24 protein-coding genes are annotated in these 26,283 nt (G+C 49.2%); 14 read left to right on the top strand and 10 right to left on the bottom strand.

Annotation, left to right across the window (positions count from 1 at the left end; all coding sequences use genetic code 11):
* Positions 1-441: 441 nt before the first annotated feature.
* Positions 442-1,284 (top strand): alpha/beta fold hydrolase, encoded by an 843-nt coding sequence (locus IEX98_RS09970; protein ID WP_188888811.1) that lies wholly within the window; start codon positions 442-444, stop codon positions 1,282-1,284.
* Positions 1,285-1,392: 108 nt separating this feature from the next.
* On the opposite strand, the gene IEX98_RS09965 is transcribed toward IEX98_RS09970, so the two are convergent.
* From IEX98_RS09965 to IEX98_RS09955, 3 genes are all read right to left on the bottom strand, one after another.
* Positions 1,393-2,961: a DUF3502 domain-containing protein gene (locus IEX98_RS09965; protein WP_188888810.1), complete on the bottom strand. Its 1,569-nt coding sequence runs from the start codon at positions 2,959-2,961 to the stop codon at positions 1,393-1,395.
* Between the two features lie 84 nt (positions 2,962-3,045).
* Positions 3,046-3,444, bottom strand: a complete 399-nt coding sequence (locus tag IEX98_RS09960) for a hypothetical protein (protein ID WP_188888809.1) — start codon at positions 3,442-3,444, stop codon at positions 3,046-3,048.
* A 349-nt stretch (positions 3,445-3,793) separates the two neighbouring features.
* Positions 3,794-5,140, bottom strand: coding sequence for a hypothetical protein (locus tag IEX98_RS09955; protein WP_188888808.1), 1,347 nt, complete (start codon positions 5,138-5,140; stop codon positions 3,794-3,796).
* 220 nt (positions 5,141-5,360) lie between these two features.
* Between IEX98_RS09955 and IEX98_RS09950 the strand changes: the two genes are divergently transcribed.
* From IEX98_RS09950 to IEX98_RS09940, 3 genes are all read left to right on the top strand, one after another.
* On the top strand, positions 5,361-5,738 hold the full coding sequence (locus tag IEX98_RS09950; RefSeq protein ID WP_188888807.1) for a hypothetical protein: 378 nt from the start codon (positions 5,361-5,363) through the stop codon (positions 5,736-5,738).
* A gap of 544 nt (positions 5,739-6,282) precedes the next feature.
* Entirely contained in the window at positions 6,283-7,431 is a 1,149-nt protein-coding gene (locus tag IEX98_RS09945) for a serine hydrolase domain-containing protein (RefSeq protein WP_188888806.1), read from the top strand.
* Positions 7,432-7,724: 293 nt separating this feature from the next.
* Positions 7,725-8,669, top strand: coding sequence for a hypothetical protein (locus IEX98_RS09940; RefSeq protein WP_188888805.1), 945 nt, complete (start codon positions 7,725-7,727; stop codon positions 8,667-8,669).
* 56 nt (positions 8,670-8,725) lie between these two features.
* Here the strand turns inward: IEX98_RS09940 and IEX98_RS09935 are convergent, their stop codons facing one another.
* From IEX98_RS09935 to IEX98_RS09925, 3 genes are read right to left on the bottom strand one after another with little or no spacing between them, the layout of a single operon-like run.
* On the bottom strand, positions 8,726-9,397 hold the full coding sequence (locus tag IEX98_RS09935) for an amino acid ABC transporter permease (RefSeq protein ID WP_188888804.1): 672 nt from the start codon (positions 9,395-9,397) through the stop codon (positions 8,726-8,728).
* A 4-nt stretch (positions 9,398-9,401) separates the two neighbouring features.
* Entirely contained in the window at positions 9,402-10,247 is an 846-nt protein-coding gene (locus IEX98_RS09930) for a transporter substrate-binding domain-containing protein (RefSeq protein WP_188888803.1), read from the bottom strand.
* Positions 10,248-10,286: 39 nt separating this feature from the next.
* On the bottom strand, positions 10,287-11,282 hold the full coding sequence (locus IEX98_RS09925) for an oxidoreductase (protein WP_188888802.1): 996 nt from the start codon (positions 11,280-11,282) through the stop codon (positions 10,287-10,289).
* A 226-nt stretch (positions 11,283-11,508) separates the two neighbouring features.
* Between IEX98_RS09925 and IEX98_RS09920 the strand changes: the two genes are divergently transcribed.
* The 4 genes from IEX98_RS09920 (at position 11,509) to IEX98_RS09905 (ending at position 15,551) form a co-directional block, all read left to right on the top strand.
* Entirely contained in the window at positions 11,509-12,594 is a 1,086-nt protein-coding gene (locus IEX98_RS09920) for an LLM class flavin-dependent oxidoreductase (RefSeq protein WP_308421776.1), read from the top strand.
* A 276-nt stretch (positions 12,595-12,870) separates the two neighbouring features.
* Positions 12,871-13,821 carry a LysR family transcriptional regulator gene (locus tag IEX98_RS09915; RefSeq protein WP_188888800.1) on the top strand — a complete coding sequence of 317 codons (951 nt, stop codon included), beginning with the start codon at positions 12,871-12,873 and terminating at the stop codon, positions 13,819-13,821.
* 195 nt (positions 13,822-14,016) lie between these two features.
* Positions 14,017-14,841 (top strand): amino acid ABC transporter substrate-binding protein, encoded by an 825-nt coding sequence (locus IEX98_RS09910; RefSeq protein WP_188888799.1) that lies wholly within the window; start codon positions 14,017-14,019, stop codon positions 14,839-14,841.
* 35 nt (positions 14,842-14,876) lie between these two features.
* Entirely contained in the window at positions 14,877-15,551 is a 675-nt protein-coding gene (locus IEX98_RS09905; RefSeq protein ID WP_188888798.1) for an amino acid ABC transporter permease, read from the top strand.
* A 251-nt stretch (positions 15,552-15,802) separates the two neighbouring features.
* Here IEX98_RS09905 and IEX98_RS09900 read toward each other — a convergent pair whose 3' ends face one another.
* From IEX98_RS09900 to IEX98_RS09885, 4 genes are read right to left on the bottom strand one after another with little or no spacing between them, the layout of a single operon-like run.
* Entirely contained in the window at positions 15,803-16,420 is a 618-nt protein-coding gene (locus tag IEX98_RS09900) for a DsbA family oxidoreductase (RefSeq protein ID WP_188888797.1), read from the bottom strand.
* 23 nt (positions 16,421-16,443) lie between these two features.
* Complete coding sequence (locus IEX98_RS09895) at positions 16,444-17,094, bottom strand: DsbA family oxidoreductase (RefSeq protein ID WP_188888796.1); 651 nt, start codon at positions 17,092-17,094, stop codon at positions 16,444-16,446.
* Positions 17,066-18,424, bottom strand: a complete 1,359-nt coding sequence (locus IEX98_RS09890) for a purine/pyrimidine permease (RefSeq protein WP_188888795.1) — start codon at positions 18,422-18,424, stop codon at positions 17,066-17,068. Before IEX98_RS09890 ends, IEX98_RS09895 begins: the two co-directional genes overlap by 29 nt.
* A gap of 43 nt (positions 18,425-18,467) precedes the next feature.
* On the bottom strand, positions 18,468-19,010 hold the full coding sequence (locus tag IEX98_RS09885; RefSeq protein ID WP_188888794.1) for an NADPH-dependent FMN reductase: 543 nt from the start codon (positions 19,008-19,010) through the stop codon (positions 18,468-18,470).
* Positions 19,011-19,240: 230 nt separating this feature from the next.
* On the opposite strand from IEX98_RS09885, the gene IEX98_RS09880 reads away from it, so the two are divergent.
* The 6 genes from IEX98_RS09880 to IEX98_RS09855 all read left to right on the top strand — a co-directional run bounded on the left by IEX98_RS09880 (position 19,241) and on the right by IEX98_RS09855 (position 26,224).
* Positions 19,241-19,771 carry a cupin domain-containing protein gene (locus IEX98_RS09880; protein ID WP_188888793.1) on the top strand — a complete coding sequence of 177 codons (531 nt, stop codon included), beginning with the start codon at positions 19,241-19,243 and terminating at the stop codon, positions 19,769-19,771.
* 200 nt (positions 19,772-19,971) lie between these two features.
* Positions 19,972-21,786, top strand: coding sequence for an asparagine synthase (glutamine-hydrolyzing) (asnB, locus tag IEX98_RS09875; RefSeq protein ID WP_188888792.1), 1,815 nt, complete (start codon positions 19,972-19,974; stop codon positions 21,784-21,786).
* A 5-nt stretch (positions 21,787-21,791) separates the two neighbouring features.
* Complete coding sequence (locus IEX98_RS09870; protein ID WP_188888791.1) at positions 21,792-22,835, top strand: PrpF domain-containing protein; 1,044 nt, start codon at positions 21,792-21,794, stop codon at positions 22,833-22,835.
* Positions 22,805-23,914: an acyl-CoA dehydrogenase family protein gene (locus IEX98_RS09865; protein WP_188888790.1), complete on the top strand. Its 1,110-nt coding sequence runs from the start codon at positions 22,805-22,807 to the stop codon at positions 23,912-23,914. The genes IEX98_RS09870 and IEX98_RS09865 overlap by 31 nt, the downstream gene beginning before the upstream one ends.
* Positions 23,911-25,329 (top strand): dihydroorotase, encoded by a 1,419-nt coding sequence (locus IEX98_RS09860; protein ID WP_188888789.1) that lies wholly within the window; start codon positions 23,911-23,913, stop codon positions 25,327-25,329. The genes IEX98_RS09865 and IEX98_RS09860 overlap by 4 nt, the downstream gene beginning before the upstream one ends.
* 79 nt (positions 25,330-25,408) lie before the next feature.
* On the top strand, positions 25,409-26,224 hold the full coding sequence (locus IEX98_RS09855; protein ID WP_188888788.1) for a cupin domain-containing protein: 816 nt from the start codon (positions 25,409-25,411) through the stop codon (positions 26,222-26,224).
* Positions 26,225-26,283: the final 59 nt, after the last annotated feature.

Raw genomic sequence — 26,283 nt, 5'->3', positions numbered from 1 at the left:
TTTCAAGCGGCGTAGCTCCAGGGGATATATCCATGTATTGACATGGAAAATCACCATATGTTAGCATAGCTTTAATTGATACGGACGGAGGGGTTACGTGTGCTAAATTAATTCTTCGATATGGCTTGCACAATGAATGGAATAGTGATCTAAGGCTATTTGTGTGCAACGTAATCGAAGAATGGTTTGCCTGCACGGAAACCCAGTTTAGTTATATGCGATTGAGGCTACTGAGGAATTGGCTCCCCAATCGCATAGACTGGATTTGAAGAAATTTGTAATGGACCTTTATGATTTTTATCCGGTGAATGGACAGTAAGTCTGTCTGTCATAGGGTGATGATCTTGTAGTGTTCATTTTCAATTTCTTTTTCGATTACTTCACGCACAGGCCAATAGCCTGTGTTTTTTTATTTTTTATAAACATTGGAGGGATTTACACATGAACGAACGACTGATAAAAATAGATGGAATTGAAATATGTACGGACAGTTTCGGAGATCAAGCCAACCCGGCTATTTTGCTTATTATGGGCGCCCAATCCTCCATGATTTGGTGGGAAGAGGAGTTCTGCCAGTCGTTAGCGGATACGGGGCGTTTTGTCATTCGTTATGATAATCGCGATGTGGGACGCTCAACAACCTACGAGCCTGGCCAGCCGGGTTATACGTTCGAGGACATGGCAGATGATGCTATTCGAGTATTGGATGCCTATAAGATTGCGCAAGCACATCTTGCAGGCATGTCCATGGGCGGTATGCTGGCTCAAATGATAGCTTTGCGGCATTCGGAAAGAGTGCTTAGCGTAACTCTTCTGGCTACATCCAACTTTGCGCCGCCTCTCCCTCCAATGGAGGATCGAGTTATGAACTTTTTCTCAAATATGGGGGAAATAGATTGGACTAATGAGCAATCGGTCGTCCAATTTGCGGTCGATAGATCTAGAATACTGGTGGGCTCCAAGCATCCTTTTGATGAGAATAACGTTAGTTTGCTGGCTAAAAAAGAATTTGCAAGAAGCAACGCGATAGCGAGCATGAATAATCACGGTTTGCTGGCAGGCGGAGAAGTCTACCTGGCTAGAACGGGGGAAATCAGTGTACCCGCTCTGATCATACACGGCACAGAGGACCCCATTATTCCTTATGAGCATGGGAGGCATCTTGCTAACGAAATTCCGGATTCGGTGTTACTGACATTGGAGGGAACGGGGCATGAGCTTCATCCTGACGACTGGGATTTAGTGATTAATGCCATTGCTACTCACACTTCCTATAATGAATGATGATCGAACTGCTTTAGCATGATTAATTAATAAAATAAGACATTGCTAGCGGCGGCGTCCTGTCTGAAACAGGAATTTCACGCTAGCAATGTCTTCATTTAGACCTGGTCATTTCGTTCGAGATGCCTTCCACCAGTTGTCGAGCTGCTTGTTAATTTCAACAAGCACTTGATCAATATGAGCCGCCTTCAACTCCTCATTCACTTTCATAAGTTGAGTATCAGCATCCTTGCTCCCAATCCACAGCGCCTCATACTTTCGATTGATTTCTCCAATCGCTAATAAATCTTCTCGAATATTCCCTTCATCCAGTATAAAGCCTGCTGCCGGCGACATTGAAAAGCTGGCTGCATACTCCCGGTAGTCATTCAGCTTGTTGTCGGTCTCCAAACCAACCGGAACCGTAATAAGATTGTTGGACGGCGATGCGATTCCGCGCATCATCTCTTCCATATCCTTGAACTGCAGTTTCCCAGAGCTAGCCTTTTTGAAGCCATGGCGTAGCAAATTGGACAACTCACTGTTCGTGTTCACAAGCGTTAACAATTGAAAGGCTTCTGCCTTATTAGCGGACCATGATGCCAAGCCGTTAATGCCATTAACGGCTTCAAAATTCATTCCGTCTTGCAAAAGATGCGCATTCACATTTAGAATGGGGTCTGTTATGCCCAACTGCAACTTGCCATTGTGATAGGTGGAAGGATAGGCATAGGTCACAAAGGCAAAGAAATTGCCTTTCAATACTTCTTCGAATGCTTGTCCTTCCTTCGTATATCCAGCTTCCTTATATGCTGACATCGCTTGGATCAATTGGTTTACATCTTGTTCCGCGTAAGGATTGAAAGCAAGAGGGGCACCGCTTTCTGTGTGGCGCACTGCAATTCCACTGCTTAGAAAATCATAGCCGGTCATTTCTTTCCCCGACCCGAGCCAGATGTATAGCGGCACAAATTTCTGATCCAGCTTGCTTTCTTCAGCCGCCATTGACAATGCCTTCTCTAATGCTGCTAAACTGGCTATTTGCTTGGGCAGTGTAATCTTGTATTTTTCCTGGATACGTTTATTAATAAATAGATACAGGTTGGCTGCAGCAGTCGGCATAGGATGTATGCCAAAGATTTGATGATCTAATGTGACCATCTCCCACGAGCTGGGAAGTATATGATCATACAACAGCTTCCCGTCCTTCGTCTGCAGGTAGTTATCTAGGGGCTCCAGTAAACCATCCCTGACGGCAGCCGGGTAGGTGCGAATGTCCACTTCAGACGAGCCTGAGCCTGTATTCAGCAAATCAACCTGCTTGCCTTCCTGCTTGAATCTCCGGATCAGATCATAATATTGCTGAACGCTGTTTGCATTGGCATTTACGAATTCCACAACGAAGTCGGTGCCGTTTGCCAGCAGCGTATTGTTAAATTCGACGAGAATATCTTTGGACGAACTATATAGCAAATCGCTGTCGGATAGCCAAATCAGCTTCTTTTTGCCGGGCCATAACGTCTCATAGTCTTCAGGCTTCAGCACTTCTTGGACAGGCTCCTGGCTGGCAGATGGAGCGGAAGCTTGCTTGGTCTCACCCATGCAGCCACTAATTAAAAGCATAATTATGCTCAAAAAGAGTATTGAAATAATCGCTTTGCAGCGTATATCTCGCCAGGCGCCAGCTTTATAAGCCATCGCAGTACGCCTCCTTCCCAAACATTTCCGTTCCGATAAATCATGAAGGACGGAGCAGGGTATCCTCTATGTTTTATCGATTACTTAAATAGGCAAATATGTGTTTATGATAGATGGCGTTCCAAGGTTAACGAGATGCGAGCTGTATCCGCTGACTGGCTGCTGACTAATTCCGTTCGGTACTTGGATTAAGGCATAGGCAACGGAAGTACTGCTTGCATTGGTCACAGGACCAGTCGTGACGACCGTCATATTACTAAGGTTCCGGTACGTATAAGTCAGTGTGACTTCCTTAGGTGCGCTTTGATCGGAGAAATAAGTTTGTGCCCAGGCGCCATTGCTGATATAGCCGTTAGTAAACTTGTAGGTATGGCCAAATTTAGTGCCTGTATCGGTACCGGCAAAGGCACCAACTGGCCACGCCAACAAGAGAGCGGCGCTTAGAGATAGCAATGCTAATCTTTTTTTAGCTGCACGAATCATTATAAATTCCTCCTTATATTCCCTGCTCCTATTAACAAATAAAGACATATAAAGAAAAATAAGTCAATTTATTTTTTGGATTTTAATTCTTGAACGTACAATTGCATAGATTTGTGAAGGATAAGACAGCTAGATTACCAGTTTCATATTTTGGAAATACTTAATTATAACTGTTAATGAATTGCCTGCTGATGGCTGATCTTATCGGAATTATGTGCGATGCCATGACAAATAGAGATGAAGCTGCCATAACAGCTCCATCTCCTCTGCAATTCAGTAAAAAAAATTTGTATTTTAAACAACTGAAAATTATATTCTCCAACCAACTCTACATACTGCAATGCTTTTATTAGAGGGTTACAGGTGTCGTTATTCCAGCAATATTAGATACATGAGAATAGAAACGATAGTTAGTTCCGCCGATTGTTACTTCACCGCCCACTAATCCTTGCAAGGTTACATCGACTCTTCCGTACTGTGAATTAAACTTTTTCTTGAAAACTGTACCACCGCTATCCCCATGGTTAGCTGTCCAACTCGCTAATCTTAAATCATACATAGTTGTATAGCCAGAACCGTAGCTTAGAACATCAGTTTTCCCTTGGTACTGGCCGCAGGTTGTGCCTGTTGTAAAGCCTGTTTTACAAGTTTCCATTCCAACTACCTCTGCTGTAGGTGATTCGACGTATCTAACAGGATATGTCACAGTGGTAGAACTAGTTGCCTCGAATACATCTGTAGATTTTATTGTTGAACTATCAAGGGATACTGTCAGGGAATCTGCGAATGAATTACCGCTATTTCTATACAAGGAGTTTCCAATTTTGTTGGATGATGATTTTGTCGGTTGATACCATGCATCTTTTGTTGTGATCCCATTAGAACCTACCGTTGTACAGTGGCCGGCTGTAACGAGTACAATGTTTCCTGAAAGGGTATTTGCGTAAAAACCCGTACTACACCCACCGGAGTAATCTGAGAAAATTTTAGTACCAGCAACCAAAGGTCTGTGATTATTGGATAGATCAGAAATTGCTAGAGGCGATACATCGCTTGCTTCTGTAAATTCTAGCATTTCGGAATCAACTAAAGAGGTTACTTTTTTTCTTATATCCGGAGAGGAATCTTTTAAACCGATAATAATTCTATTTTTTTGAGTATCTATATGAATTGTTTTTAATCCATCAAGATCTGAGTAGCTATTGCGCAGTTTTTCTAGTGCTTCGGAGAGAGCTTCAGAGGTAAATGTTACTCTTTTGATTTTAAGTTTTTCAGGTTTTGGGAATTTTTCTTTTACTCTTTTTATAGTATTATCAGTAGCTTCTACAAGATTTAGTGTAACTTCACCCGTTTTTATATCATAGAATAGATCGCCATTTGGAATCCGTTCGGCTTTCAAACTTTCTCTGTAATCAGAAATGCTGTCTAATAATTGATCTCGTTCCTCAAGTAACAGAAATTCATCTTTTGTTAGTGGTATGCCTACAATTCTTTCATAGGTATTATCGCTTAAAAGCAGTTCACTTACATATTTGGTGCTTGAATTCAATCCATGCAATTCTCGATATTCAATTGAACTTTCTAGGATTTCTAGATCAATACTATTTCCTGGGTTTGCGGTAAGTGTAGCAGATGGAATTAAGAGAGCGATAACCAAAATAAGTGAAGCTAAAAATGTTCCTTTTCTTTTTACCATACTATTTCCTCCTTTTTTTGACTTCCCCTAACATAGAAAGTATAATCTTCCATGTAAAAGGAAAAATATATTACTCCAATCATTTTTAACTATATTAACAATTTTGTCAATTATTAGATTAATATTTTTGGAGAAGGGTGGAACTAATATGCGAAGGCTGATTTTATGTATGCTTATACTGCTATTTGTTTCTTCTTGCGGGAAAGGGGGCTATAAAACATTGATAGAGAATTATCTGAATAAATTAGGAGTTGCAGTTTTTGAAATCGAATTGTCAGAAAAATATATTCTAAATAATGATGAGCTCAAAGGAAATACTTTACTTTCGGAACATCGTTTACAGAAATGGGGAGTACAAAGCGCTGATCCAGACAAGTTTTTTAAAAAGGAAGTTAGTGTTTATAAAGTGCTTGTAGATAGAATTCCTTATAAGGATTCGATAACAACAAAACAGAATATATATTTAATTATTGTGGAAAATGAGGTTATTGGAGGATATGTATTAGAGGATAATATTTATCATTCTCTACATGGGGAAACATTGGCTGAGATAAAGGGTGTTGATTATGCGTCTTGGAAAAAAAGATGGTCACAGTGATTTCTTATTTTTTTGTAAGCTATAAATGGTTGGTATAGGTAGAACAGGAGAGACAAATTCTTTGCGAGATGACTACCAGGCTCTTTCAAATATTAGCTTGGGAGGTGTCCTATCATATTCAAACTGTTTTGGATTTCTTAGCTTCAAGCTATTGGGCAAGCAAACGACCTCCTGAAAAAAATAAAAAGTCCATCCAAAACTCATTTTGCTATGGGGTGTAGGATAAAGATAAAATGATTGCGTTTGCCAGGGTCATTACGGATGAAGCTAATATGTATTACTTATGCGATGCCGAGTGGATGACGGGGATACTAAGCACTAAAGATGCATAGTTAGTTGAAAAATACGGTTTCGAAAGGATAATGAAAGGTTCATAAGACGGCTGTTACAGGCTCAAGAAAAGCAATCAGTAAAATTATTAAGGCCACTAAATAAGGTATGCATGTCGCATTATTGAAGTATCCAACAGCTCATCTAGAGTGATAAAATTGAATGGAGAATGCCTATTAGGATAGTAACAGTTCAGTGAAACGGCAGGTGGAGAATGATGAATTTTACGAAGCTAACTTCATATTTGGAAGCGTTTTATAAAGAGAAAAATATACCCGGGCTTGGTGTGGCCATGTATCACAAACACCAGCCTGTCTACGAGCATTATACCGGTTTCTCGGATGTGGAGAATCAGGTTCCTTTTAGCAGGGATAGCATTTTCAGATTGTATTCTGCCACAAAGGTTATAACCGTCACAGCTTTGCTGCAGCTTCTGGAACAAGGGAAGTTCAAACTCAGCGATCCGTTGCATGAGTACATTCCCGAATTTAAACATATGTCCGTTCGTCACACATTGCCAGATGGAACAGAGGAACTGCTTCCTGCTCTAAATCCTATTACAATTGAGCATCTATTTACAATGACGGCGGGTGTCGAGAAGATCGATACGGACGCTGTTAATAAAGCGATTGCTGAAAGCAACGGAGAAGGCCAGACACTTTCCGTCATTAAGGCGCTGGCGCAAGAGCCGCTGCTCTTCGAGCCTGGCTCGCACTTCAAATATACCGTTTGCCATGATGTGTTAGCAGGGCTGCTTGAGGCAGTAACAGGGCAGACCTTCGGTCACTATTTGCAGCAAAATATTTTTGACCCGCTGGGTATGAAAGATACTTCGTTCCAGTTGAAAGATGAAAGCCGATTCTGCAAGCTGTACAATAGCTTTGATGCCCGTACCCACCGGGCGGCAAGCATTGGCGAAAGCTTTAACCTTCAGCCGGGCAAAGCTTATGAAAGCGGCGGAGGCGGATTATACTCCACGGTTCCTGACTATATTGTGTTTGCGGAGGCGCTATGCAACTATGGTCTGGCGCCTAACGGCGAGCGTATTCTGAGACCGGAGACGGTGAATGCGATGCGCATAAATCGTCTATCTCCCGTTGCGCAGCAGGACTTTAACCGGTTTGGCGGGGAAAGCAAGTATGGCTATGGCTATGGCCTAGGCGTCAGAACCATGGTGAATCACGAGGATAATAATTCACTTAGTCAAAATGGAGAATTTGGCTGGGATGGCGCTAGAGGCTGTTATGTGGTCATCGATCCCGATGCGGAAGTGACGCTATTCTATGCCCAGCAGGAAAATGCTTCTCCGTGGTATCGCTATCACGGCACGATACGGAACTATGCTTATGCGAGTGTTTGGTAAACAACAGGATTGATAACGCAAATAGACCGGGGCTGAATTTGAGCCCCGGTCTATTTTTGCAGGAAATCACTCTTGTACCTCTCTCGAGATAGAGTCTTAATTACCTTATATTCAAGCCCGGACATGTCTTTAACCATGTACTTGTTATATTAGCAGAACACAATATTGATTTTAGCGGGATCAGGAAAAAGGCTATCCATTGCAGATGACCTTAGAACTTGCCGTTTCACTGTGCAACTTAATTTGAATCTATTCGTCTGGTTTACCAGATAACCCTAGATCGGAGGCGTTACATGAAGTGTAGAGCGGCAATTATAAGTCTTATTATTTTGACGGCATTATCAGGCTGTTTAAAGACAGCGCCCGCAGCTAATCCTCCATCAAGAGATGTGAATACGGATGAGCAGAGCTTTTCTTTTGAAGCGGGGGTGGCGGCCAATCCTTTTTCAGTATGGGATGAGTTAGCTGCAAGGCAATATGAAATAGTATCAATCGATTCCCCGGAAGATCCGGATCTCTTCAATCTTTATCTGGAAGGGGTGTCACATTCGGATCCTTACGTTGAGTGGTATGCATGCAACAAGCTTATTGCATATAGCGAACATCCGGAAAAACAGAAGGCAATAGATGCGATAGAGAAGCTGCTTGTATCGACTGATATTAATGTGGTGACAGCTGCAAAATTTGCGCTGGAAGTTTATCAGCATAATTTTAACGGCCCTGCTTTTAGCAGGTCCCCTGACGGTAAACGAGTTGCTTTCCATCTATTTAATGAAGCTCGTTACAATGACGGTGAAGTGTGGATATATGATTTTGAGCAAAGTACTGTATATCCTTTAAAGGGTCAATGGCTTAGTGTAGAGGATCTGAAATGGTCGGGAGACAGTAATAAATTGTCCATTGCGTATGGGGGGCGGACTTGGGGCTCTATTGATTTGGTAGACCCGATGACTGGAGAGTCGTTGCTTGAAAATAGTGTTTATGATGTTCTTGAGAAAAATAAACTGTATACGGCAGTGAAACAGGCGAGACCGGACCCGTATTATCGGCTTGTGGAATGGAGTCCGGACAGCACGAAAGCGATGATGTCCTATTCTTTCATGGATGATGATAATAAGGTTCAACAGGGAATTGTCATCTATGACCTAAGAAAAGCCGCATATACAACAGTCATGCCGTATGCATCAGGAGAAGCTCCATATCCAGAAATTAATAAACCTGAGGGATTTAAATGGTGAAAATAATAAGGAAAAGGGAATTGGACGTATCCAATTCCCTTTCGTATTTATAGCTATCACTGCGCATAAGGTTTACCCACCTTCTTCTCTAGCAAGCCTTGCAGTTTGCCGAAGAAGATGGCGACCACGAGGTAGAGAAAGCTGACGGAGAGGAAGGCTTCCATCACCTTTAGTGTGTCGGCGGCCATCAGCTTCGCTTGGCCCATCATTTCAGTTAAACCAAGCGTGAAGCCGAGTGAGGTTTCCTTGATGATGACGAGAAATGTATTGCCGAGTGAAGGCAATGCAACCCGGTAGGCCTGCGGGAAAACGATGCGCCGGAACGTCTGCAGCCGTGTCATGCCGATCGATTGGGCAGCCTCCGCTTGGCCTCGGTCAACCGAGTCGATCGCTCCCCGAAAGATCTCCGCAAGATACGCGCCGTTATTTAAGCTGATTCCCATCACGGTAGCCTGGAAGGCATTGATCGCACTTAGCGCCGGAAAAATTTGCGGCAGTCCATAATAGAGCAAGAAGAGCTGGACGAGCAGCGGGGTGGAACGGAAAAATAAAATATAAGCATTGCCCGCAGCACTCACCGCTTTAACCCGCGAGCGGATCATCGACTCCAGCAGGATGCCGAGCATAACGGAGAAGATCATGGACAGCACAGCGAGCATAAACGTCAGAGGCAGATAGCTCAGCAACTGCGGCAGGCTTCTTATAAAATAGGCGAAGTCGAAGTTCATCGCCTTACTCCGCCGGCTTGCTTATATCTTCGCCATACCATTTTTCTGCGATTTTTTTGATCGTGCCGTCCTTACGCAGCTCCTCCAGAGTGGCATTCACTTCTTCAACAAAAGCTTTGTTGTCGTCCGTAATCAGAAAAGGGCTTCCGGCCGGAATGACGACAAACTGGCTGCCTGCAAGACGAAGGGGCTGACCGGTCTTTTTAATTTGGGCAAGTGCGGCCGCTTTGGTCGAGAAGGTTGCGTCGAGTCTGCCAAGCAATACGTCGCGGAACGCTCCTTCTCCGGTCTCATAAATGACCACTTCGATTTTCCCCTCAGGATCGGCTTCTTTAATATAGTTCAGCATAATTTTGTTGCCTGCAACGACGCCGATTTTCTTCCCTTTCAGATCCTCAAGCGAATTGACGGTCTTATTGTCTTTCTGGACGACGAGTTGGGCACCGGAATAGACGTAAGGATCAGTGAACAAGTATTTGGCCTTCCGCTCTTCGGACAGTGCGATTGAGTTGACGATCGTATCGATCTTCTTGGATTCCAGCGCTCCGAATAAGCTTGCGAAGTCAGTTAGCTGGTACTCAATTTTGAAATTCAGCTTTTCCGCAATGTTCTCCCAAATCTCGATTTCATAGCCTTCCAGTTTGTCTCCATTCTCCGTGTTTTTGAAGGTATAGGGATAAAACGCCCCATTTGTTCCGATGCGAACGATTTTCTGTTCTTTCGGGGAGCCTGCAGCAGGTTTATCTGCTTTCGCTCCGCAGGCTGCCAGAAGGGAGACTGCTGCTACCGCCAAAACTGCTCCAGCCAGCGCTTTTCTCAATATGTACCATTTGTTCTGTTGAGTTGTCACTATAATTACCGCCTTTTTCATAGAGTGGATAGTGCTAGTTTAATGAATGGAAGAGGGCTTCTTGCCGAGCAGCTGCCCTGCAAAATCTGGATCCTCCAGCATCGGCCGCCCGATCGCAACGAAATCCGCGAGCTGCTCCGCGACTACGCGTTCCGCTAAAGCGCTCTGATGAATGCCGCCGACGGCGATAACGGGCAACGCTGTTTTGGATTTTACAATAGCCGCATAGGGTATTTGATAGCCGGGATGAACGTCCAGAGGGCGGACAGGCGTTATGCCTCCTGAACTGACATGAATAGCATCTAACAGCGGCTCCAATCGGCTGACGATATCCGCAACCTGCAGCGGGATCAGGCCAGCCGGATCGTAATCCGAGGCGGATACCCGAATCTGGACGGGATAATCCGGTCCGACGGCCTCGCGCACCGCAGTTACAACACGCAGGACGAATAGGAGTCTGTTGTTCACGGTGCCGCCGTAATCGTCCGTACGCCTATTGGCAACAGGCGATAAAAATTGATGCAGCAAATAGCCATGCGCGGCATGCAGCTCAATGCCGTCGAATCCGGCTTCCTGGCTGCGAAGCGCAGCCCTGCGATAACGATCGATAAGGAGCGCCAGCTCAGCTTCGCTGGCGGCGAAGGGCAGTCCGTATTCGGCGTTGAAAGCAATGGAGCTTGGAGCGAGCAGTCTCTCGGAGGGAAGCGGCTGCGATTTGCGTCCGCCATGCGACAGCTGGATAAAGACACGAGCGTCTTGGGCGTGCACGGCTTTTACTACTTCGCTAAGCGGCTTGATGTGGGAATCGGAATAAATGCCAATATCGTCTTGATACAGCCGGCCTTCAGGCGATACGGCAGTAGATTCGATGATGACCAGACCGACATCGGCTGCACGCCGTCCATAATGCTGGACATGATAATCTGTCGCATGCCCTTCTTGCGTGCCTTTGTGCTGCTGCATTGGCGCAAGGATCAGCCGGTTCTTGAGCTGGAGCTTGTTGATTCGGCCGGAGGAATGCAAGGAAACGGTCATGGGAGAAACTCCTTTCATTTTATTCATATAGGATTAATTGGTTATTGACGTAATTATAGGGGGATTCAATCTCTTTAATCCAATATCAAGTTCGCTATGGCTTTAATTGATCCAGCCTATGAATTCGATATGTCATTTGATATTGGAGTTCGTGCGCAGCCGCCCGTTAAGATAGAGAGGACGAAGAGGATGGCCGTTTATGGCAACGATAGGGAGGAAGTGCAATTTGAGCTTCGAATTTGGAGTCTACACATTTGGTGATTTGACACATGATCCGCATAACGGCCGTCCGATCGGTGCGAAGCAGCGGTTGGAGGAAATTGTGGCAGCAGCTAAGCTTGCCGAAGAAGCCGGTCTTGATGTGTTTGGATTAGGGGAGCATCATACGCCGAACTTTGCGGTGACGGCACCCCCTGTTGTCTTGGCTGCGATTGCCCAGCATACGAAACGCATTAAGCTGACGAGCGCCACGACCGTATTAAGCACGGCAGATCCTGTGCGGCTGTTCGAGGATTTCGCAACGCTTGATCTGCTGTCGGACGGCAGAGCGGAGCTCATTGCCGGGCGCGGCGCGATGGCGTTTTTGGATACATACCGGATATTTGGCTATGAGCTGGCTGATTATGATGCTTTGTTTGAGGAGAAAATCGGGCTGCTGCTTCAAATCAATAATAATGAGCAGCTGTCATGGAACGGCCGTTTTCGCCCCGAGCTTATTGATGCGGGAATTGCGCCACGCCCATTGGGAGGGAAGCTTCCTCTGTGGATCGGAGTGGGCAGAACGCCGGAAAGTGCAGAGCGGGCGGGCAGGCTCGGAACGGGTCTGTCATTCGCTCAGCTCACCGGAGACACGAACCGGCTGAAGCCGCTTGCCGAAGCGTATCGGGCAGCGGGCAAGGCGGCCGGCTATACGCCGGATCAACTCCCGATTGCCGTATGCGGACACGGTTATATAGCGCGCACCTCGCAGCAGGCGCTGGATGAATATTTTCCGTATCACGCCAATTACTTCGAGCATATTATGCAAAAACGCAATCCGGCTGATCGTCTGACCCGCGAGCAGTTCGAGCTGTCAACAGGGGCGAATGAGGCGCTGGCAGTCGGCAGTCCCGAGCAAATCGTAGAGAAGATACTGTATCAGCATGAACGGATTGGTCACAACCGCTATATATTGCAATTGGATATCGGAGGTGTACCGTTCGCCAAAGTGGCTCGTTCCATTGAATTGCTGGCAACGGAAGTGATGCCGGCCGTCAGGCGAGAGCTGAGCAGAACAACTGCCGGGAAGGAGACGGGCGGACCGCTGCGCTAGCTTTTATCCAATCCAATCAGGGCAATCCGGTTCATAAAAGAGACGTTTGACCTACACGCTTCAAGCGTACGGAACAAGCGTCTTTGTCATTTCGTTTTGCATCGCTAAGTGATGTATTGACCAAATCTGTGAACATGTCTAAAATGGGATTAATGATAAAATCATACAATTGATTCCATATCATGAGTCGAACAGACCTCTGTAGGCGCGAAGCAACCTTGCTTCGGCTTTTTTTGCTTTTTGCTGGCGATTCCAAGAGAGAAGAGGAGAAGGAGTATGGACCTGTTGCAATTGAAATATTTTCAAACGGTTGCCCGTCGGGAGCACATTACACAAGCAGCTAAAGAGCTGAATATTGCGCAGCCGTCCTTGAGCCAGACGATAGCAAGACTGGAGGAGGATCTGGGCGTTGCGTTGTTCGACCGGCTCGGACGCAACATTCGGCTTAATGAAGCGGGAAGAATTTTCTTACAGCATGTGGAGCGTGCATTCGGCGAGCTGGAGAAAGGAAAACGAGAGGCGATCCGGATTTCCGGCAGATATGAGGAAGTCATTACGGTGGCTTCGATCCATTTGCCAATGGTATCGGAGATGCTGGCAACCTTCGTATCGAAGCATCCCGAAACGAGATTCCGGTTTCAGCAAGGCTGCTATAATTCGATGAAGCAGCTTCTGAAGGATAAGGAAATTGATATATGCTTATCCGCGCCTCCCATCGAGCTGCCGAATACGACTAGCATTACGCTGTTATCCGAGGAGCTGAGACTGCTCGTACCGGCTGGTCACCGTTTTGCCTCCCGGGAATCGGTGCATTTGGCTGAGCTCGAGAAGGAAGCTTTTATCGGACTGAAAGCTGGCTTTGGGCTGCGGGATGCGACAGACGGGCTATGCCGAAAAGCGGGATTTTCGCCCAACGTTATTTTTGAAGTGGAGGATCCGGCATTGCTTCATAAGCTTGTCCGTGCGGGAATCGGCGCCGCTTTTATTCCCGCTCTTTGGGACATGGATAGTACAGACCCTGCGACGGTATCGGTGCGGATTGCCGACCCGAACTGCTTCCGTACAATCAGTCTGACCTGGTCGGAGCGGCAGGAGCTGTCGCCAGGCTTCGAGCGTTTCCGCATTTATGTCATCGAATATTTCCATAAACTGCAGCAGCGATTGGCTAGTACGTCCGCGAGTGGAGAGAGCTCGCGTTCTATCATAGGCTTGGAATTATTAAAGTAATATCGATTTTGGTATTGGAAGAGGAAGGAAGTGCGCCCTTATAATCATTTTGCGGCCTAAATACCCATTAAATTCATAGGTTAACTGTGAAACGTAGGGGGTGCCCTAGCTGTGACGCAGTCCGGTAGAGAATAAGCCGAGCGGGCTGCGCAGCGGATAGGGCCGACAAAATGACAGTTTAAGGAGTGTTCGAACATGTACAGAAAGAAAAGAGGAACTTTACAAGCGGTATTGTTACTCATGCTGGCGTTCGTCTTGCTGCTGACGGCATGCGGAGAGAAATCGGAAAAGGCGGGGGCATCGGCAAAGGGTTCGGGTAAAAAGCTGGTCATCGGCTCGACGGGAGGCTTCTATCCTTACGTGTTCCAGAACAGTGAGACGAACAAGCTGGAAGGCTTTGAAGTGGATTTGTGGCAGGAGATCGCTAAGCTGACAGGCTACGAGGTGGAGTGGAAGACGTCGGAATTCAGCGGTCTGTTCGGATTGCTGGACACAGGGAAGATCGATACGATTGCCAATTCCATCGCTGTTACAGAGGAGAGAAAACAAAAGTATCTGTTCAGCGAGCCTTACGTGTATTCCGGTGCGCAGCTTGTCGTGAAGCAAGGGAATGAAGCCATCCAGTCGCTCGAAAGTTTGAAGGGTAAAAAGATCGGCATTCAGTCGGGCACCAACTTCGCTAACTTGGTTAAGGAGTTCGATAAGAAAGGCGAGATCGAAATCGTGAACTACGAGACGGCAGAAGCGGGCTTCCAGGACGTCGCAATCGGGCGTATCGATGCAACTTTCGCGACGAAGGCATCTGCACTTGGCACGATTAATAAAACGAAGCTGCCGCTTCAATTGGGAGGCAAGCAGCTAACGACGATCCCTGCCGCCAATCCATTCTTGAATAATGACGGGAACAAAGAATTAGTTAACCAGGTGAACGATGCCCTCAAGAAGCTTCGCGAGAACGGCAAGCTGGCCGAGATTTCGGAGAAATGGTTTACGCAGGATTTGACCAATCCGGATAATTAATATCGATAGCGCGCTGGAAGGGGCGAAGACCATCTATGTTTGATCTGGTATATTTGCTGTCGGCGCTTCCCCGGCTGCTGCAATTTATGTATTTGACGATGACGATCGCCGTGCTCTCCATGCTGTTTGGGCTCGTGCTGGGGCTGGTGCTGGAGACGGCGATCAGGCGCAAGCTATTTCTGCTTGCCCCTTTAGCCAAGGTGTATATTTCCTTCTTCCGGGCAACACCGCTGCTTGTGCAATTATTTATTTTGTACTATGGACTGCCCCAATTAATTCCTGCCTTCGGCGAGATCAATGCTTATTGGGCTACGGTAATCGGCATTACCTTGAATTGCGCAGCGTATTTGGCAGAAATTATCCGGGCGGCGATCCGTTCTATCGAATATGGTCAATTTGAGGCTTCCCAATCAATTGGCATGACTCGCTGGCAGGGCATGCGGCGGATTATTCTGCCGCAGGCGCTCCGCATTGCGCTGCCGTCCTTCGGCAATACCTTCGTGACTGTCGTGAAGGAGACGTCACTTGGCTTCACGCTGGGCTTGACGGAGATGATGGCGCAGGCGAAGCTGATGGCGGCCGATACCTATAAGTTTCTGGAATCATTCCTGGCGGCGGCTATCTTGTATTGGCTGGCCGCCATCGTGTATGGCTATATTCAAAGCGCTATGGAGAAAAGGGCCAACCGCCCTTACGGCCATGAAGTATAACCGGTGATGAGGAAGCAGTCGAGCTTGCTAGTCCGATAATGAACCTGCTTCAGCAGCCGCAGCAAGTATCGGGCAAGCTCTTGCAGACACAGCGGAAGCGCCGTAAACAGGTGAAAGGAAGCTAGCGGACGTTTTGGAGGAATAGGGCTTAACAAAGAAGCAGGAAGCGGGCATGATGCGCGCTTCCTGCTTCTTTGTTGTTGTGGACCAACCTGATTCGGCGGACCGTTAGCCCAACCCTGCTTGCACAATTACCCTGCGGCAGACTCCAACTCCCGCTGCAGCTCGCGCTCGATCACTTCCAGAAATTGATGCTTGAACGCCATCCCTCGAATGACTGTCTCTCCGATGATGAAGATAGGCGCCGAGCTGACGTTGGCGACATAATAAGCATGATGCAGCGCTTGGCGGTGCTTCTCACGGTATGTGCGCTCCTCCAGCGCCTTGCGGTAGGCGGCTTTATCCAAGCCAACCTCGCCTGCCAGCTCCGTCAGCACATCGATTTCTCCGATGTTTTTGCTCTCCAGGAAGAAGGCTTCATACATCCGTTTATTATAGGCTTTCGCCTTGCCGTGTTCGATGGCAAACTGATAGCCCTCGAAGGCCAGATGCGTGTACGGCTGAGGGGAGAAGGGCGGCTTCACGATCGGAATGCCCAGCTCTGCCGCGATCGGGTAGACCCGTTCTTTCCAATCCTTTGTAATATACTCGCCCTCGGGGCGCAGAGTAGGCGTAGGATAAGGCCGAAGCTCGAACGGCACATATTCAACCTCGATTCCTTTTTCAGCGGCAGCTGCCTCTAGCTCGCCTTCGGCAAGAATACAATAAGGGCATACGAAATCCGAATATACTTGAAGCTTTAACGTCATAAATAATAGCTCCTCTCCATCTATTAGCTACAGCCGTCAATGGTGCAACTGATACCGGTGCTCCATTGCTCCAGCCGTTGTTTTTTTAACTCTGCATCGATTGCTTCGAGAAATTGCTCTTTGTATAAGAGCCACTTGATCGTTGTTTTTCCGATGACGTAAGTTGGTGCGGCCGTAATATTGGCTTCGTATAGGGCGTGATGCAGCGCCTGCTTATGCGCTTCCCGGTAGGTGCCGTTCTCCAGCGCCTCGCGGTACTCTGGGCCATTCAAGCCGAGTTCCTCGGCTAGCTCTGTCAGCACGCTGATATCGCCGATATCTAGGCCATCTAAGAAAAAAGCTTTATACATCCTCGAATTATAGGCTTCGCCGATGCCCGCTCTCTTCGCGAATTGATAGCCTTCAAAAGCCAGATGCGTATATGGCTGCGGAGAGAGAGCGGGCATCCGCATCGGAATGCCGAGCTGTTCTGCAATCGGATAGACCTTTTCCCTCCAACTGGTTTGCATATAGCCGGCCTCGGGACGGAGGGTTGGTGTCGGATAGGGCCGAAGCTCGAATGGCAGATGCTCGATCGTTACGTCCCGTTCCGCCGCCGCTGCTTTCAGCTCGCCATCCGCGAGCAAGCAGAACGGACACACGTAATCAGAGTACACTTTGATCGTTAACGGCATGGCCGGCGCTCCTTTCGATAGGGGAATGCTTGCGTCTCCAAGAGCTGAAACCGGAGCCGGACGACAGGGAATCTTTGAATTGCCAAGCCTGCTCGAGCACGATGGATGCCAGCACACCGACAACCAGTCCATTGTTCAAAATCGGCTTCAGCACATCCGGCAGTACAGCAAGGCTTGCCGCAGGAATGAACATGCTGCCGACTCCGGCGAACAACGAAAACGCCACAATGGTCAGCTTCTTCTCATTCTGCAGAACCGCGCCAAGCTCTTTCAGTCCGGCGGACAGCAGGTGGGCAAATGAATAAAAGATGACGGCGAACGCTACGGGCACAGGCACGGACGCAAGCGCCGCGGTTAGAAACGGAAAAAAACCGGCAATGATCAACAGAAGGCAGCCGATAATAAAAGGCAGTCTCTTAGTCATGCGTGTAGATGCGACAAAACCGGCAGTATGAGAGTTGGATACGCAGCCTACCGCGGAGAAGGCTCCGGACAGCATCTGGTTAATGCCCATCACGATACCGGACCGGCGATAGCGGTCCACGGGTTCGATTCCAATCGTTTTTTCCATAACAACGATAGCTGCAATCATGTTAATAAGCAGCGGAAGCGTGATGACCAGCGTCGTGAGCGTAATGCCGGAGTCGAACAGCGGCGCGCCCCAAGCGAATAATTGGGGAATGAGAACAGCCGAGTCCGGCAGCTTGGGCAATGCAGGAATCTGGCCAAGGAGCAGGAATAGGCCATAGCCCGCCGCGATCCCGATCAGAGCGGAATAGTTACGCAGCCAGGCCGTCTTGCTTCGGCCGCATAGAAAAGTAAGAAGAAGGGTCGCTATGGCGGGAACCGCAATGCTCGCATGGATGTAAGGGTCCTTATAGCCGACGCCAAGAATACCCTTCACGATAGGAGAACTGAACTGGAAGATGAGCAGCAGCAAATACGTGCCGGTAACGACCGGAGTGAACAGCTTTTTTAGATGACGGATAATATGAAAAAAGCTCAACAGCAGGATGACTACCCCGCCCAGCAGCAGACCCATCTCCATTTGACGAAGCAGCTCGGCGCCGGATGACCCCGGCGTAAGGTTTGCGGCAAGGAGAATGAAGACGCCCCACCATACGCCGGCAGGGCCCTCCAGAATCGGCAGCTTATGACCGAGCGTTACTTGCAGCAGGGAGGATACGCCGATGACGGTCAGCGTTCTTTGTAAGAGACTGATCGTCTCAGCATCCGACAGCTGAAAGGCTGCCGCCACGACGATAGGCGCCACGAGGCCACCCGTCAGAAGAAAGAATGCCCATTGAAGCGAATCAAGCAGCGTTCTCACGAGCGGTTAGCCCCTTTGATAATGCGATGATGAGCGGCGGACCTCATACACGGGCTTCCGTCTGCAGGGCGGATGCCAGATCAAGTACAAGCGTCTGAAGCGTCTGAACGCCGCTTTCGTCGACATAGATGCCATGCTCATCGATGTGGCCCGGATCGGCTACAAATTGAGCGGGCAGCACGTTGGCCTGAAGTCCGCGCAGAACGAGACGGAGATTGTTCAGTGCGTTAATCCCGCCTTTGCCGCCTCCAGCCGCAGCAGCAATGGCAACTGGCTTGCCCTTGAAATAATCGCTGTTCAAAAAGTCCAGCGCGTTCTTCAGTGCACCGCTGATGCCGTTATGATATTCGGGCGTCACGATGAAAAAAGCGTCGGCCTCCTGAGCCAGCTTCTGAAGCTGAGCGACGGTATCCAGCTCCTGCTGAGCCGGATCTCCGTTGAATAGCGGCAGTACATGACGGTGAAGATCGAGCAGCTGGGAGTTGCCTTGCTTATCCCTCAGCAAGCGGTACACGACATTGATAACGGCCTTGGTGTTGGCTCCGGCACGAGGGCTTCCGCTAATGAACAAAACATTTTTACTCATGGGTCACACGCTCCATATCTTGATTTATGATGTTAAAACCACCTATTCCGGGTTTGTTAGTATTATAACGAGCGAATGAAAAAAACTTCCAATACCAATTTCATAATAGGTTTTATAGACCGGAAATTATGAACATATTGCTTGAAAACTATTATTTATATTTTTGGTTGACAGGGTAAAAATTTCCATCTATGATAGGTTACAATTCAAATTGGAATAGGAGGAATTACATGGCTGAACTACGATTGTCTGGCGGTTTGGGGCCGCACAAGGAGGCACAATTACGTCCTTTTCTGGAGGAGCAAGGCGTCTATTATGAAAGATGGGAGGAGAATCTCACCCCTTCATCGTATGAGAGCCGACTGCTGTTGTCGGATGAGGAAAAGGCTGAGCTGCTCCGTATCTATGAACCCTCGATTGTGGATTTCGCAGAGCGGAAAGGCTACAAGCAATGGGATATTGTGATCTTGTCGGAACAGACTCCCGATATGCTGCAGAAATTCGGCTCGCTTCATTATCATCTGGACGATGAAGTGCGAATTGTGCTTGGAGGAGCGGGTGTATTTACGATTAAAGGTCAGGGGGACACCGGTTATTTCGAATTGACGGCATTGCCCGGCGATGTTGTTGTGGTGCCTGCCCGCAGGCCGCATGCCTTCCGCTTGTCAGAGCAGCCGCAGTTTATTGTTGTCCGGTTGTTTGAAGGGGAGGCCTCCTCGGTCACTTATCAGGTAGAGGATTCGACATTTGCTGTCAATTAAAGTCGGAACGATAGCTTTCAAATAATACAATTGATTGGATAAGTAATATTGGACGGCTGAGTAGAGGGAGAGTACAGTCTAAATTGTAAAACATTCCAAAATAATAAATTACTAACAATTTGTAAAATCATAGATTGGAAAGGGGAGATGCAGGCCGGATTCATGGTTTGAAATGAATAAAGATATAGGGAGTGGTTAGAATGTGCCGAATATTTGGATATATCGGTCATGATGATGTCGATCCCGGGCGATTGAAGGCTGTCTCCGATCAACAGTTGGCAGGCGGACCCGATCAGCAATCGGTATGGGCAGAGAGAAACTGGGCAATCGGCAATAACCGGCTTGCGATCGTCGGACTTGATGGCGGCGAGCAGCCTTACAGTCTTGGCGATTCGATACGCATCGTATTGAATGGCGAAATCTATAATCATCGGGAGCTCCGAAGCAAGCTGGAGGCTAAAGGCTATACGTTCACGGATCATTGCGACGGTTCGATCTTGCCTGCTTTATATGCGGAATACGGGCAGGACTTTGTCCGTTATCTGGACGGTATGTTCGCAATTGCGGTCATCGATTTACGGGAGGGGGTTGTGCTCACCCTGGCAACGGATCCTTCTGGCATTAAATCCCTGTATTACTATTGGGATGAACGGAATAAAACGCTTTATTTCTCGTCTGAGCTGCCATCCTTGCTGGCATTCGGCAGTGTGCCTTCGAGCTTATGGCTGCCGGGGGTCGACTTTTATCTGACGACGAAGGTGGTATTCGGAGAACGGACGCTGTTCGATGGTGTCTATGCGCTTCCGCCATCATCGCTGCTGCAAGCAAGATTAGGCGAACGGCCGGCCCTTCGCCGCTGGAAGACGCTGCTCGTATCGGAGCCTCTTGGCGGAGACTTTCATTCTGCCGCTTCATCGCTTCGAGGGCAGTTGGACCGCGAAGTGCAGGCGCTGCTGCTTGCGGACGTTCCGGTCTCTTCGATTAACAGCGGGGGATTGGATTCCAGTCTTATAACCGCACTGGCAAGCCAAAGACAGGCGGGTATTCATTCCTTTAATTTATCTTACGTTGGTGATTGGCCGCTGGATGAGAAAATCTACGCCAGACAAGTCTCCGAACGGTACGGAACGACGCATCATGAGGTTCTGGTCGATCCACGGGACTTTGAAAAGCTGCTGCCGCTTGTGGCAGAGCGGCTGGGGCAGCCGAATGCCGATCCGATTACGCTGAGCAGCTACGCTTTGTTCGAAGCGATTCATCAAGCCGGCTTCAAGGTGACGATTTCCGGTGACGGAGCCGACGAAATGTTCGCCGGATACGACCGCTTCCTGGAGGCTTCCGAAGCGACGGATAATTGGATCAAACCTTACGTCGCCTCGCTTGGCGTTGCTTCGCCGGAATTGCGCAAGGAGCTGTACAGTGATGATTACCGCGCTTTTATTCATGACAACGGTTCGATCGGGGACCAAATTTCGGACAGCCTCCGAACCGCTCATCACCGGAAGGGCAGACTGGATGCCATCTTGGATTTCGAGCGGGAGTACCGGCTGCCTTCCTATCACTTAAGACGCGTCGATCATCTCAGTATGGCGCATTCTGTTGAAGTGCGGGTGCCTTATTGCCAGCCGCGTATTCTGGATTTGGCGGGCAAACTGCCTGTGGACTGGCGTATTGGGGAAGGGAAAGTGAAACGCTTGCTGTACCGGGCGGCGGAAGGACAACTGCCGGATGCGATTCTGAACCGGAAAAAGCAGCCGTTCACGCTGCCGATCGACGCTATGATGCGAAAGGGGCTTCCTCTCTATGAGGCGGTGGAGCGAGTACTCGATCGGGACACGCTTCGCAGACATAATCTGTTCAGCCCGGCAGCGGTAGAGAAGCTGCTGCACAAGCAGGCGACACAGCCTGACGGCAAGACGGCATTGACGCTGTGGTCGCTCGTTATTTTTCAGCTATGGATCAGTCAGTATCAAGTTCAAATTGGTTCTTCCAAGCAATATCAATTTGAGGGGTGATTCATATGCAAACGTATTTGGCGCATGCCGAAGGGAGTGTGTCATCCTCCATCATTATTGATGGAACGGAGCTGCCTGCTTCGCCTGACGCTATTATTCCGATCTTAGAAGGCATTAACGACAATCTGGATCATGAGGAAAGGCCTTATGGCCTGATTTCTAAGTATGTCGTCATTCGTCCGTCCAAGCATCCGATGTACGATTTGAACTATTTGTTCTTCCAACTGGTTCCGGGCAATCCTGTAACCTTTGATTATTCGGGAAGCTGCGGTCATTCCATTCTGGCTGCAATACAGGTCGCGATGAAATGGGGCTGGCTGCCGAGTGCAAGCCCGGGATTGCGTGTCCGTGTCTTTGTGGAAAATGTCGGAGACTCGCTCGTCTGCGAGGTCGACCATGCGGTTCGATCCGGCATGAATTGCACGGCGCATTTCATTGTGGACGGCCAGACGCCGCTGTCGAGTCTGCTGCCATCTGGGGCACTGACAAACCGGCTTTACACGGAATACGGCGATTATGAGGTATCCATCGTATCCTCCGGCAATCCGTATGTGTTTGTAAATGCCGCAGAGCTCGATATTCATTCGGAGCAGGGATTGTTTGAAGCGGGAGCGGAAACGCTGGGGCGGCTGAATGCCATCCGCAGGGCGGCTGCGTCACTGCTTGGCTGGAACCCGGATGGCGTGTTTCCGAAGGTAGCGGCCATTGCCAGCTATGAACCGGAGGAGATCGCGTTCAGAGGCGTATCGATTCCGTCCTGGCATCCAACGATTGCGTTGACCGGAGCTGCCTGCATTGGTGCAGCCGCGGCCATTGAAGGCACCGTCGTTCATCGGCTGGTTCAGGATACGTTGTCTGCGGGTTACCGTCTGCGGGTGAACACGAAAGGCGGAAGCACTTATATCTCAACGGCGACAACCGGAGGCAAGCTATCGGACTATTTGCTGTACAGCAGCATTTCCGAGAAAAACGTGCGCTTGCTCGGCGCGTTGCCTTTTAAGAAAGGAGCAACTTACGAATGGGAGTGGCAACGCAAGGTATACGCATAGATTCGTTATTGGAGGAGTTGGATCGTTACGCCGTATTGGCCGACGATACAGGCCGCACGCAGCAAGGTTCGCTTGATGCGCTCAAGGCATCGGGTTTGCTAGGCAGCCTTGTGCCGCTGGAATATGGCGGTCTCGGTTATGATTCTTTATTTGCAGGCAGGCTGATCGCCTCGATTGCAGAAGTTGATCCTTCAATCGCCATTATCGTCTTTCAGCATTTCTCGGTCGTCTCCCGGATATTGGAGTGGGGCAGTCTGAAGCAGCGAACGGATTATTTGCCAAAGCTTGCGAACGGACAATGGCTGGCCGCATCCGCATGGTCGGAGACAGGTGCTGGCGCAAATAAACAGAATATTTCGACAGTTGCAGATCGGACAGTGGATGGCGACTGGGTTATCGGAGGTGTGAAGTCGTTTACGACTGGATCCGGATTGGCAGATTTATATCTGGTGCTTGTTCAGACGGGGACGGGTGATCCCGGTTCGCTGTATGGCAATTCGGGGCAATCATTTTTTCTGATTGAGACAACACAGGGGATTACCGCTGATGCGGATACGAATTTGTCCGGGATGCGGGGCTCCTCGACCGGATTTATTAATCTGCATCAATGCGAAGTGGCAAACGAGCAGCTTATAGGTCCGCTAGGCGGAGCGCCTCGCGTCATTAACGGCATTCGCGAGTGCGGGCTGACATTGGGCTCGGTGTCGCTGGGTATTAGCGAGGCGGCGTATAAGCTGGCGCTGGCGCAAGTGCTGAACCGGGGGCAGCAAAGCAATCCGGTACTGCAGACGGCGTTGTCTGAGCTGCATATGCAGCTTGAAGCGGTTCGGGCGCTGGTAGAGAAGGTAGCGGCGAAGGAGGGGGGCGACCAGCTCAGTCAGATCGCCTACCAGTCCAAAATCTTTGCTTCGGAATCCAGTGAAAAAATCGTCCGCGAAGCTCAGCAAATCATCGGCGGATCAGGCTATGTGCGCGGCAAAAAAATCGAGCGTCTGCTGCGCGACGCAAGAGCTGTCTCGCTGATGGGGCCCGTGAACCGGCTGGCGCGGGAAATTATCGGAAGGGAGCTGATCTCATGAGCGGGGCAACCTTCGACCTTGTGGTCGAGAACGCCCGTATCGTGTACCGGGACCGCATCCTGACCGGAAAGATCGGTATCCGGGACGGGAAGATCGCCAAGCTGCTGCGCCAGGACGAAGAAGCGGCAGCGGATCGCACGATCGATGCGGAAGGGCGGTATGTACTTCCAGGTCTTATCGATTCGCATGTTCACTTCCGGACGCCGGGTTATGAGCATAAGGAGAATTGGCACTCCGCTTCAAAGGCAGCCGCAGCGGGTGGTATAACGACGGTACTGGACATGCCCAATACGAATCCGTACACCGATACGGCAGATCGGCTGCGGCAAAAGTCAGCTCTCGTGCAGGGTCAATCTTATGTCGATTACGGCTTTCATATCGGAGTCGTACCGGGCAAGGCGGAGGCGCTTCAGAAGCTGAAACGCGGAGAAGCGGCGAGTATTAAGCTGTTTCTTACGGGCCACCGCACGGCTAAGCACATTATTGATGACGAGGCGGAGCTCGACTATATTTTCCGGCTGGCCGCGGACAAGGCAATCCCGCTGACACTGCATGCGGAGGACGATTTTGTCCTCCGGTTATTCCGCCAATCGAGCGGTGAGCCTTCCAACTTAACGGAATATGAATCGGTGTATCCGCGCATCGGAGCAATTACGGCTGTAGCGCGAGCACTTCGATTCGTCCGCAAGTATGGCACAGCCGTTCATGTGCTGCATGTATCGTCAGCCGAGGAAGCGGAGCTGCTGGATGCTGCGGCAGAGGCGGGGTATCCCGTTACGTACGAGACGACTGCGCATCAATTATGGTTCGATCATGCAAGTGCGCTGGAGCTCGGGACGAAGGCCAAGCTTAGTCCTGCTATTCGTGAGCCGCGTGACCGGGATCGGCTCTGGCAGTCGATTGCACGCGGCACGCTCACGTCAGTCGGCAGCGATCACGCGCCGCATTCCAAGGCGGAGAAAAGCTTTGATTTCCATGATGCGCCGCCTGGCTTGCCGGGCGTTCAGGAGCTGCTCCCCGTACTGTTGACGGGATTGAAACGGTATCTTCCCTCATTGACCAGAGAAGAGAGACTTCTAACTGTAGCAAAATTGCTTGCTGCAGGGCCAGCGGCTCGCTTTGGACTTGATCAACAGAAGGGGAGCATCGAAGTCGGGTTGGATGCGGATCTTCTGATAGTCGACGACGAGAAGAAGTGGACATTTACCGAAGCTCATGTACGGTCGGGCAGCGGCTGGTCGGCTTATGAAGGGGTTGAACTCGAAGGGGAAGCGCTAGTGACCATTGTAAGGGGACAAGTGGTCTATGACCATGGGCAGTTTGGCGAGGAAATCGGTCAGCCTGTCTCCCTCCGGCGGGAGACGCCGGATGTCTTCGCAAGAACAGCGGGCAGTCCCTACGGCGTATTGGTCTAAACCAAACAGAATAGCCGAGCGGCAGGCGGGTATATCTCGCCTGCCTTTCGATATAAACCTTTCTAGAGGAGGAATAACAATGACAATTGCAGCAAACGCATTAACATCTGGAGCGGTAATTAGATGGTCCGAATTGAACTGGGAGGACCGGGGCGATCTGCTGGTCGCCATTCCAGTAAATGAAGAGAAAGGAGCGGTGCTGGTCAAAGGGCTGGTCGTCCGTATTAAACCCGGAGGCACTTGGAGCAGCTGTGAGAAAGGAAAAGCTCAAGAAGTGGTAGGCGTGATATGGAAAGGAAAGGGCAGTGCCCGCGTCGGGGACGCAACGAGCGCGCTGGAGGCTTCTTCCGCACTCTATGCGCCATCTGGCTCCGATTATGAAGTAAAGGCCGATCTAGGGGAGGAAGTGACACTGTACATCTGGCAGACCGTATTGCCGGAAGGTGCGCCTACCGCGTCCAAGCCAAGACTGTTCAACCATTTGTACAATGACGAAACCCAGCTCAAAGGCTTTACGGGCAATGATCCGTCGCAAACGATTGAAAATCCGGCCAATATGAACTTCCTGTTCTGGCCAGGCACCGGCAGCGCCAGACTGTCTCTGCATTGCGGTATACAGGAGCCCGGACAAAGCTTTGCCGTTCATCAGCATCCGCATTCCAGCGAGCTGTTCATCGGTGTGGAAGGTAAAGGGGAAATTCACTTGAACGGAGAATGGCTGCCGTTCGAAGCAGGCGATCTGCTCTATGTGCCGCAGGGCATTTTCCACGGCACACGGAATCTGTACACCGGTGAAGGAGCGGCCAGATTCGTGACAACAGGCGGGCCGACGCCGTTTGACGCCAGCTTCTATACCTTCGCTGGCGTATCTCCGGAAGTTGTAGATCCCGCATAAGAATAATGAAGCAAAAGAAAAAGTTCACTGCTGCCTATTGGCAACGGTGAACTTTTTCT

The organism is Paenibacillus radicis (ex Gao et al. 2016) (assembly GCF_014641555.1).
Classification (GTDB): Bacteria; Bacillota; Bacilli; order Paenibacillales; family Paenibacillaceae; genus Pristimantibacillus; species Pristimantibacillus radicis.
The sequence above is the reverse complement of the archived record's forward strand: the minus strand, read 5'-3'. Positions and strand labels throughout refer to the sequence as shown.

What these genes read in the sequence shown, in the direction of transcription:
- IEX98_RS09970 (WP_188888811.1), top strand. Translation starts at nt 442, where the DNA reads ATGAACGAACGACTGATAAAAATAGATGGAATTGAAATATGTACGGAC.
- IEX98_RS09965 (WP_188888810.1), bottom strand. Translation starts at nt 2,961, where the DNA reads ATGGCTTATAAAGCTGGCGCCTGGCGAGATATACGCTGCAAAGCGATT.
- IEX98_RS09960 (WP_188888809.1), bottom strand. Translation starts at nt 3,444, where the DNA reads ATGATTCGTGCAGCTAAAAAAAGATTAGCATTGCTATCTCTAAGCGCC.
- IEX98_RS09955 (WP_188888808.1), bottom strand. Translation starts at nt 5,140, where the DNA reads ATGGTAAAAAGAAAAGGAACATTTTTAGCTTCACTTATTTTGGTTATC.
- IEX98_RS09945 (WP_188888806.1), top strand. Translation starts at nt 6,283, where the DNA reads ATGATGAATTTTACGAAGCTAACTTCATATTTGGAAGCGTTTTATAAA.
- IEX98_RS09940 (WP_188888805.1), top strand. Translation starts at nt 7,725, where the DNA reads ATGAAGTGTAGAGCGGCAATTATAAGTCTTATTATTTTGACGGCATTA.
- IEX98_RS09935 (WP_188888804.1), bottom strand. Translation starts at nt 9,397, where the DNA reads ATGAACTTCGACTTCGCCTATTTTATAAGAAGCCTGCCGCAGTTGCTG.
- IEX98_RS09925 (WP_188888802.1), bottom strand. Translation starts at nt 11,282, where the DNA reads ATGACCGTTTCCTTGCATTCCTCCGGCCGAATCAACAAGCTCCAGCTC.
- IEX98_RS09915 (WP_188888800.1), top strand. Translation starts at nt 12,871, where the DNA reads ATGGACCTGTTGCAATTGAAATATTTTCAAACGGTTGCCCGTCGGGAG.
- IEX98_RS09910 (WP_188888799.1), top strand. Translation starts at nt 14,017, where the DNA reads ATGTACAGAAAGAAAAGAGGAACTTTACAAGCGGTATTGTTACTCATG.
- IEX98_RS09905 (WP_188888798.1), top strand. Translation starts at nt 14,877, where the DNA reads ATGTTTGATCTGGTATATTTGCTGTCGGCGCTTCCCCGGCTGCTGCAA.
- IEX98_RS09900 (WP_188888797.1), bottom strand. Translation starts at nt 16,420, where the DNA reads ATGACGTTAAAGCTTCAAGTATATTCGGATTTCGTATGCCCTTATTGT.
- IEX98_RS09895 (WP_188888796.1), bottom strand. Translation starts at nt 17,094, where the DNA reads ATGCCGTTAACGATCAAAGTGTACTCTGATTACGTGTGTCCGTTCTGC.
- IEX98_RS09885 (WP_188888794.1), bottom strand. Translation starts at nt 19,010, where the DNA reads ATGAGTAAAAATGTTTTGTTCATTAGCGGAAGCCCTCGTGCCGGAGCC.
- IEX98_RS09880 (WP_188888793.1), top strand. Translation starts at nt 19,241, where the DNA reads ATGGCTGAACTACGATTGTCTGGCGGTTTGGGGCCGCACAAGGAGGCA.
- asnB (WP_188888792.1), top strand. Translation starts at nt 19,972, where the DNA reads ATGTGCCGAATATTTGGATATATCGGTCATGATGATGTCGATCCCGGG.
- IEX98_RS09870 (WP_188888791.1), top strand. Translation starts at nt 21,792, where the DNA reads ATGCAAACGTATTTGGCGCATGCCGAAGGGAGTGTGTCATCCTCCATC.
- IEX98_RS09865 (WP_188888790.1), top strand. Translation starts at nt 22,805, where the DNA reads ATGGGAGTGGCAACGCAAGGTATACGCATAGATTCGTTATTGGAGGAG.
- IEX98_RS09860 (WP_188888789.1), top strand. Translation starts at nt 23,911, where the DNA reads ATGAGCGGGGCAACCTTCGACCTTGTGGTCGAGAACGCCCGTATCGTG.
- IEX98_RS09855 (WP_188888788.1), top strand. Translation starts at nt 25,409, where the DNA reads ATGACAATTGCAGCAAACGCATTAACATCTGGAGCGGTAATTAGATGG.